This window comes from Serratia sp. HNCC26DJ244 (genome assembly GCF_057180565.1).
Genome location: NZ_JBXUGO010000042.1, coordinates 1 through 8,570, shown reverse-complemented (window position 1 = coordinate 8,570; position 8,570 = coordinate 1). Strand labels below are relative to the sequence as shown.

Here is an 8,570-nt window from a genome sequence, read left to right as displayed (position 1 = left end):
TGTTTTCCCTTCGCTATTGTTAACAGCCAAAACTATCGTTTTTTCCATAACTTCCTAACTCCATTTGATATTTTAATGATTTTCTAACCTTACTCCGTGATGGTTCTCTGGCATCCCTTGGTGGAAACAGATATCGCACGCTACGTGGAGAATTGGTCAAAATGTAGACATCGGACTGATAAAATAACTGTCATTGTCGCTGAGAGGGTATCACAAGAGAATAAGAATATTCCGAATAATTCAGGAGCTGCTGATTTTCCGTGGTGGATTATTAGGCTGCATGATGGATGGAGACATTACTTTCTCAACTGCGCTGGGTGCCATGCCGAGAATTTTATCTATTTGTTCAGTTTTATGGTTACCCCTGCTTTAGTCTAAATTACGTGTTAATTCAATAGGTGTTAAATGCAGGCTGTTGTTTTGCTGCATCAGTTCCAAAGACCAATCGACGAAACAGCGTATTCGTGCGGACAAATGCTTTTTGCTCGGGTAAATAATATGAATAGGGCGAGGCTTGAAGTGCCATTCAGGTAACACTGGCACCAATAAGCCGTTGCGTACATAAGATTCGACAGCAAAGGGGGCAGCAGGGCAGATACCTGCACCCGCCATACAGGCGGTGAGCGCGACGTTGGGATCATCAAATAGCATAGTATCCGGTTCCGGGAGAGTGGCTTGATGCACTCCCTGAGCCAGTTGCCAAACAAAGCGCTCTCCTTCACGGGAGCCAAACCAACTGAGGCGTGGCTGGCAGATAAGATCTTCAGGTGCTCGAATGGGTTTTTCAGACTTTAAAAAAGCCGGCGCTGCGTACAAGCCGAGATAAACATCGGCCACATGCCTGGCGATCATTGATGAATTTTCCAGCTTCCCACCTCTGATGGCACAATCGATTCCCTCTTCAAGCAAATGGCTGATGCGATCACTACTCCCGAAACGCAGGGTAATATTGGGATACATCTTCTGAAATTTATGAAGATGGGGGGCAATCACCCAGCGCGCAATCGAGGCAAGGGCGTCGACACGGAGATTGCCTTCTGGAGCACGAGTGGTGCCTTTCAGGCTATCCTCCAGTGCGTCGATTTCCCTGAGAATATGACGACATTGCTCAAGATAGGCCCGGCCATCCTCTGTCAGATTAAGAACCCGAGTCGTTCGATGTAGCAGCCTGACGCCTAACGCTGATTCTAAATCAGCAACCCGTTGCGATACCCGCGCTTTGGGCAAATTCAGCATGGCGGCGGCTCGCGTAAAGTTTCCCGAGTCCACCACGGTAATGAAAGTCGCCATCGCTGTCAGCTTGTCCATTGTTCGCAAATCCTGAACAGTAGGTTAAATTTATGGGTCATTCTATTTAAAATTCATCCCAATTAATATCAGCTGCATCCAACTTTGCTTTTACATCTATGGAGTCAAAACCATGTTCAAGTGCGACCCGTTATCAGGAACCTGTGTTTTACCGGAGACACAAACAGAAAGTGTGCCTGCTATGCTGCAAGAGCAATCTGACGTGAAGGTACGTTATATTGGTGACCCTATGTGCTCCTGGTGCTGGGGTATTGCGCCAACACTCAAGCAATTGGCCGCATATTGTGCCCAAAATAGACTTGATTTTACCGTCACTGTGGGTGGGTTGCGTGCTGGTGGTGGCGATGAGTGGAATACCACTTTCAAAACATTTTTACGCCACGAATGGGAGCAAATTCAACGTACTACCGGTCAGCCTTTCGGGTTTAGTTTGTTGGAAAAAAGTCACTTCAATTATGACACAGAACCCGCTTGCAGAGCTGTGGTTACCGCATCGAACCTGCTTTTAAACCACCCGGATCGCTACAATACCGTTCTGACATTTTTCTCTGACATCCAGCAAAAATTTTATGTTGATGGTTTTGATCCAAAAGAGGTCGCGTTTTACGCTGACCTTTGCCAGAAGGCAGGTATCAGATATGAAGATTTTCGGTCAGAATTTCTTTCTTCACAGGCTATTCAAGCGACGTTGCAACAGTTCGCACTGACTCGCCGTTGGGGGGTACGCGGGTTCCCGAGTATTCTACTGGAACAAAACGGTGAAACAAGTCTGCTTGCCTCCGGTTACATTAACTATGACGCACTGATTACGCGGCTGGAAAAGGAACTGCAAGGCCCCTCGAATGAGAGGCCATCTAGATGAGGATAGACTTTCCCTCTCCCGTAAATGTGAGAGGGAATGGTGTTACCGCCAGGCGGGGTCCTTGGCCAGTGAATAACGACCTGAGCCAAGAAACGCCACTGTTAACGAGCTGATAAAGTAATAGACCAGGCTTTCAATAGCCCAAGCACCAACCGCATCAAGTTGGAAGGTTTTACCGGTACCCACCATCAGCCACGCGATAATCATGGTAAATGCCAGCAAAAGTGCCGCTGGGCGGGTCAAGATGCCAACGATAATCAGGCAGGGTGCCACGACTTCACCAATCAGCACGCCATAGGCGATAAAACCGGGAAACCCTTTTGCGATTAGCATACCGCTGATCCCTTCCACGCCGTAAAATAGCTTATGTAATCCGTGGAACAGCATCAGGCCGCCTACCGTAATCCGTAACAGAAGTTTACCAGCATCTTCATGATTCAGTGATTTATTTACTAAGCCTAACAACGATTTGATCATTTCTGTTTCTTCCTTTTCTTCCATGCAAACATAAATTATGCAGAATAATACCTCTTTACGGGAGGGGGGGTTAGGAAAATTATCAGAAGGTCATTTCTAGCAGTGTATGCCCTTTTTTGTTGTAAATGAAAAAGAGTGGAGGTCAGGTGGGCTCGAACTCGGGGAGCGAGTAATGATTCGAAACTGAAGGGCAATTGATGGTATCGGCATGTTAGACGTAGCGGTAGAACAGCTTTTTAACTATGTAGTTTTTTGAGAAAAGCGAATGTGGTTTTTTGAGAAAAGCCAAAGCATAGCTCGGTTTTTAATCATAGGAACCTCTGCAGAGGGTGTGTGAACGGCAGTAATTAGCGGTCAAATGCGATTCGCATCTAAGGTTTTGTACAATCGTATTCTGAAAATGGCGCATTGCCTGTTAGATGGAACTTCTGTAATCGCCGTTAAATCGACGCACTTGTCCTATTCATATTGCGCACATTTTTTGAAAAGGGGCAAAGTCAACGTTCCAGGGTAACAACGCCTCAATTTATTCCAACGTATCCAGAGGCAGAACAGGAGCGCGAGGAAATCGAGGATTCAAATTGTTGCAATGGGTGTAGACGATCTTGGTTGGCATCGAACTGATTCAAATGATACGTAAAGGACGATATCAACCTCAGCAATGTAAGGGATGGTGGCATGTGGAACAATGTTAACGATTGGTTGCCTAACCAAGCGAAATGTGAAACTTTACTAACTTATCTACGCAAATATAATCGAGTAAAAATCAATCAAAGAGAATGAGAGATGATGATCAAAAATGTATTTCTAGGTCTTTTGTTTTGCCTCAGTATGCCTTTAGCAGCGCAGTCTCCCCAGAAACCCGATACCGAGTTGATATCTCCGGAATCAGTATCCTACAGCCCTAGCCAGGACGTTTATTTTGTTTCAAACATGAACGGCCCTAATGGTGATTTGTCCAATGACGGGTTTGTCAGCAAGATGGCACCCGACGGATCAATTTTGGAATTGAAGTGGATTGAGGGGGGAAAAAACGGGGTCGTACTTCACGCTCCGGCAGGCATGGCGATAGGGAATAACATATTGTGGATGACCGACTACAATACGGTAAAGGGTTTTGACCTGACCACAAGAGAGTTGGTAGGAGAATACGTCATTCACCAAGCATCTATGCTCAACGACATTGCTATAGATAGCCAAGGCAATCTATACGTTACCGATAGCGGCATCTTGTTCAACCAGGATAAAGAGACCAAAGATAAAAACAAATTTATCCCCACGGGTACAGATGCCATCTACAAAATCGACGGGCAAGGTAAAATTATTCGTTTAGCATCGGGGGTGCATTTAGATAACCCCAACGGCATAGCCATATCCCCCGATGATCACGTCTATTTTGTAACCAAAGGTGGGGGAGTATTCCTGATGCAGAATGACGGTACGGTACAGGAATATATCAAATTGCCCCATGGCCGCCTTGATGGGATCGCATTCTCCAAAACGGGGGCGTTGTTTGTAACCAGTTGGGCAGGGGAAGGTGTTTATAGGATCAAGGACGGCAAAGTTTCATTGTATGCCGAAAACCTCAGTTCGCCGGCATCTCTTGGCTACGACTCAAAACGGAACACACTGGCCATTCCGCTACTATTGGGAAATCAAGTTTCGATCATTAGCGCAGGCTGATGAGGTAGCAGCAAAAACAGATTGTACCGCGTTAAACAATACTGTGTTCATTTCTGCCATAACGTTTCTACCATAACAACGGCTAAGCGATTTTCAGTATGACGGAATACAGGTGAGTTCCGTCATGCTCTGCTGTTGGCGGAAATTGAGAGCATACACTTGAGATTTTTACAGTGCATTCACGTCACTCTGTTGGTTGATGGTTTGCCGATTTTGATGTCATTTCAGATCTCCTTTTATTGAAAGTTTTGTCTCTAAAAAAACCGGTGCCTTAAGTTAAATACCGGTTGACTGATTATTTCCCTAACCTCTTTGGGTGCAATGCCCAGAATCTTGGCGTTCTGTTCTACTTTTCAGCTGCTTTGCGAAGTGTGCCGAGCCATTTTGGAGAAGGGGTCAACTCATCATCCCTTTCGGCCAATTGGCACTTGACCAGGTATTATTATTTTGCTATCGGATTATTGTTACTTATCGATAATTGTACATTGGCTAGGCATGCCATTATTGCTTAGCGCGCTGCATGGCATTCTTTGATTCTAATTAAGATTTTTCCTATATAAACAATTATCTCTGTTGTTCTATCTTTGATTCGACTTAAAGCTCGATCGATATGTAATTCGCTCATGGTTGAATATATTTTATTCTGATCATGAGTCGCCATGCGCTAAACAATAGATATTACTGGCATAAAACCACCTTGGTTTAAGCAAGTATGAGTTTGATATTTTTAATTTTTATGATTGAGTCACAAGAGGTTGCTTGATATTTCATTGGTTACATTTTTGCAACATAAATATGAATAACAATACCTATATGTTGACCAAATTTAGACCAGTTTAATGGTCTCTATTTAAGTACATAAGGCCTACGATTAAGAATTTCATGATGGCTAGAGTGAGTGGAAAACAGCTCATTTTAGGATGAATGGCGTAATACGCATAATTAGGGAGGGCTATCATTATTTATACACTAAATAATTCGAGTTGCTTGTAGGCAGCGAACGATGGAGTCCCCAGGAGCATAGCTGACTATATGACTGGGGTGACAGAGTGCAGCTAACACCCAAGCAGCTTGAAGGATGACGAGTATATAGGTTGAAACGAGAACGACTGTTCCATATTTGTTCTTTTTTTAGTAGATGCCAATCAGGGATAAGGCGGCGTTGACTTCACGTTATATTGCTTCCCCATTTCCCCCGTTACGATTACACGATTTTTATCATGAACCCTATTACCACTTCACGGCTTGATACCAGATTGAGTCAGTGAGCATCTTTAATGCTTTTTAGAAAATAGGGTGGAAATTGGGCAAATTTGAGAGATTTTGCCTTGCCCGTTATTAAATAGGATAACTGCGTAATGCCACATAAAGTTGATAAAAAAACCTATGGTAATGCATCAGAACCGGAGGGGCCGGTGATTGGGGCTCCGCCACGGAAAATGAAAATCATTACCTGGATTAATACTCTCGTTCAGTTGCTGTTGCCTGTAAGCTTGTCGTTTACTCCGGCGATTGCAGCAGCTTCTTCTGAGCACAGCACGTTAACGTCGGCAGCGACGGATGCCTATACGCTGGGGGTGGGTGAAAGTGTCACAACGGTAGCCAAAAAGTACGGTATTTCCGTTGATGAGTTAAAAAAACTTAACCGCTATCGCACGTTCTCCAAGCCTTTTAATGCATTAACAGTTGGGGATGAAATTGATGTGCCGCGCAAGTTTTCCCTGGTTGAAGCAGGCACACAACAGCCTGATCTGACAGACAATAAACTGGCAGATTATGCCATGAGCGGTGGTAAGGCACTGGCCAGTGAGAATGCCACCAAATCGGCAGAGGCAATGGCCCGTTCTGCGGCTAGCAATAAACTCAATGATTCGGCCCAGCAGTGGTTGAGTCAGTTTGGTACTGCCCGTGTTCAGTTGAACGTCGATGACCATGCTCATCTTGATGGCAGTGCTGTGGATGTGTTGGTACCGTTGTACGACAACCAGCGCAACATGCTATTCACTCAACTGGGCGTTCGTAATAAAGACAGCCGTAATACCGTGAATGCGGGGATGGGATTTCGTACTTTCAATGATCACTGGATGTACGGCATCAATACCTTCTTTGACGATGATATCACCGGAGATAATCAGCGGGTCGGCGTGGGGGCTGAAGTCTGGACCGACTATCTGAAATTGTCGGCTAACAGCTATTTTGCTCTGAGCGACTGGCATCAGTCGCGCGATTTTGCCGACTACAATGAACGCCCGGCCGATGGCTACGATGTGCGAGCCGAAGCCTATTTGCCTGCTTACCCACAATTGGGTGGTAAGTTGATGTATGAGCAATACTATGGCGATAACGTCGCGCTATTTGGTAAAGATCACCTCCAGAAAGATCCCTATGCAGTGACTGCAGGTATCGATTATACCCCTATCCCGTTGCTCACTGTGGGGGCGGAACATCGCATGGGGAGCAGTGGGAATTCAGATGACAGCATCAGCTTGCAGTTTAATTATCATCTAGGAGAGAACTGGCGTTCCCATATTGATCCGTCAGCCGTAGGCACTAGCCGGACACTGGCAGGTAGCCGCCTTGACCTGGTTGAGCGTAATAATGATATTGTGCTGGACTATCAGAAGCAGGAAGTGATCCATCTGTCCATGCCAGAAGAATTGGTCGCTGATGCCGGTTCAACGCTGATGCTAAGCGCACAGGTTACCGCTAAATATGGTTTGGCGCATATTGACTGGGACAGTGGGGCACTGATAGCAGCAGGGGCAAAGATACAACAAACAGCTACCCAGACATTAGCCATCACCCTGCCTAATGACCAGACTGAACATAGTTACCTTTTTGGCGCCGTTGCCTACGATACGCAAGGTAATGCCTCTAACCACGCGACTGTACTGATAAAGGTGATGCCACCCAGTTTCAATACTCAGTTATCGACTTTGATAGCTGACCAGACTCATATGCTCGCCAACGGTAGCGATACCTCGCAGGTAACCTTAACGTTGCGGGATGGTAACAATAATCCAGTAAGTGGTCAGGTTGTGACCTTTTCTTCAACGCTGGGTACCGTTGGTGCGGTCACTGAGACCAGCCGAGGCGTGTACAGTGCGAGCTTGATGGCGGGTACGGCGGCCGGGCAGGCCAATATCACGGCCAGTGTCGGTGGGATTGAGATAGCTATAGCCCCAGCCAAGGTGATGCTGACTGCTGATATCAATAACCTGAGGGCATCCACCTCGAGTTTGGTAGCCAGTCCCTCGACGATTGAAGCTAATGGCAGCGCCACTTCGGTTGTGACCTTAACGCTGCGTGATGCTAACAACAATCTTGCTTACGGCCAGACGGTCAACTTTGCCACGACACTGGGTACTCTCAGTGCGGTGAGCGAGATTGGCAACGGGGTCTACAGTGCCACATTGACCGCAGGTATGGTGGTGGGGCAGGCGAATATCACGGTTACTGTCGGTGGTACCATCCTGAGTGATCTCAGCACCAGTATTAAATTAAAAACTGGAGCGATTAGTGCCAGCAACTCGACGCTGGTTGCGAGCCCGTCCACTATCGTGGCGGATAACAACAGTGCATCGACCCTGACGCTCAACCTCAAGGATGCCAACGGTAACTCAGTGGTAGGCCAGAATGTTACTTTTATCAGCAGCTTGACCAATAGCCAGATTGGTACCCCCATTGATCACCAGGATGGCACTTACACTGCGCTGTTGACGGGGACCACCGCCGGTAAGGCTGATATTACCGTCAAAGTAGGGGGTTCGGCCTTAGCGGTCAATGCGGCCAGCGTAACGTTAACGGCGGACAGCAGCAACCTGAGCACCAGCAAGTCAGCGCTGGCGGTGAGTGATGCCAGCATTGTGGCTAACGGCACCCAGACCTCGACGCTGACCCTGACCCTGAACGATGCCAATGGCAACGGGGTGAGTGGTCAGACGGTGGAGTTTGTCCCTGACTTGACCAACAGCAAAGTGGGCACGGTGACCGATAACGGCGACGGCACCTATACCGCAACGCTAAGCGGCATTACCGCGGGCACTGCGGCGATTACGGTGACGGTGGGGGGCAAGGCTTTTGCGGTCAACCCTGCCAGCGTGACGCTGACAGCGGACAGCAGCAACCTGAGCACCAGTAAGTCTGTGCTGGCAGTCAGCCCGCCGAGTATTGTGGCTAACGGCACCCAGACCTCGACCCTGACCCTGACCCTGAACGATGCCAATGGCAACGGGGTAAA

The 8,570-nt window shown here is 47.1% G+C and carries 5 protein-coding genes; 3 read left to right on the top strand and 2 right to left on the bottom strand.

Annotated elements, in window-relative coordinates:
* Window positions 1-369 precede the first annotated feature (369 nt).
* Entirely contained in the window at window positions 370-1,308 is a 939-nt protein-coding gene (locus AC2A06_RS18315; protein ID WP_484381233.1) for a LysR substrate-binding domain-containing protein, read from the bottom strand.
* Window positions 1,309-1,420: 112 nt separating this feature from the next.
* On the opposite strand from AC2A06_RS18315, the gene AC2A06_RS18310 reads away from it, so the two are divergent.
* Entirely contained in the window at window positions 1,421-2,170 is a 750-nt protein-coding gene (locus AC2A06_RS18310; RefSeq protein WP_484381232.1) for a DsbA family protein, read from the top strand.
* A gap of 42 nt (window positions 2,171-2,212) precedes the next feature.
* Here AC2A06_RS18310 and AC2A06_RS18305 read toward each other — a convergent pair whose 3' ends face one another.
* Complete coding sequence (locus AC2A06_RS18305) at window positions 2,213-2,647, bottom strand: DoxX family protein (RefSeq protein ID WP_484381231.1); 435 nt, start codon at window positions 2,645-2,647, stop codon at window positions 2,213-2,215.
* A gap of 786 nt (window positions 2,648-3,433) precedes the next feature.
* On the opposite strand from AC2A06_RS18305, the gene AC2A06_RS18300 reads away from it, so the two are divergent.
* The gene (locus AC2A06_RS18300) at window positions 3,434-4,330 is read left to right on the top strand and encodes an SMP-30/gluconolactonase/LRE family protein (protein WP_484381230.1); all 897 of its coding nucleotides are present in this window, start codon (window positions 3,434-3,436) and stop codon (window positions 4,328-4,330) included.
* 1,358 nt (window positions 4,331-5,688) lie between these two features.
* On the top strand, window positions 5,689-8,570 hold a 2,882-nt coding region (gene yrIlm, locus AC2A06_RS18295), incomplete at its 3' end, for a YrIlm family inverse autotransporter adhesin (RefSeq protein WP_484381229.1).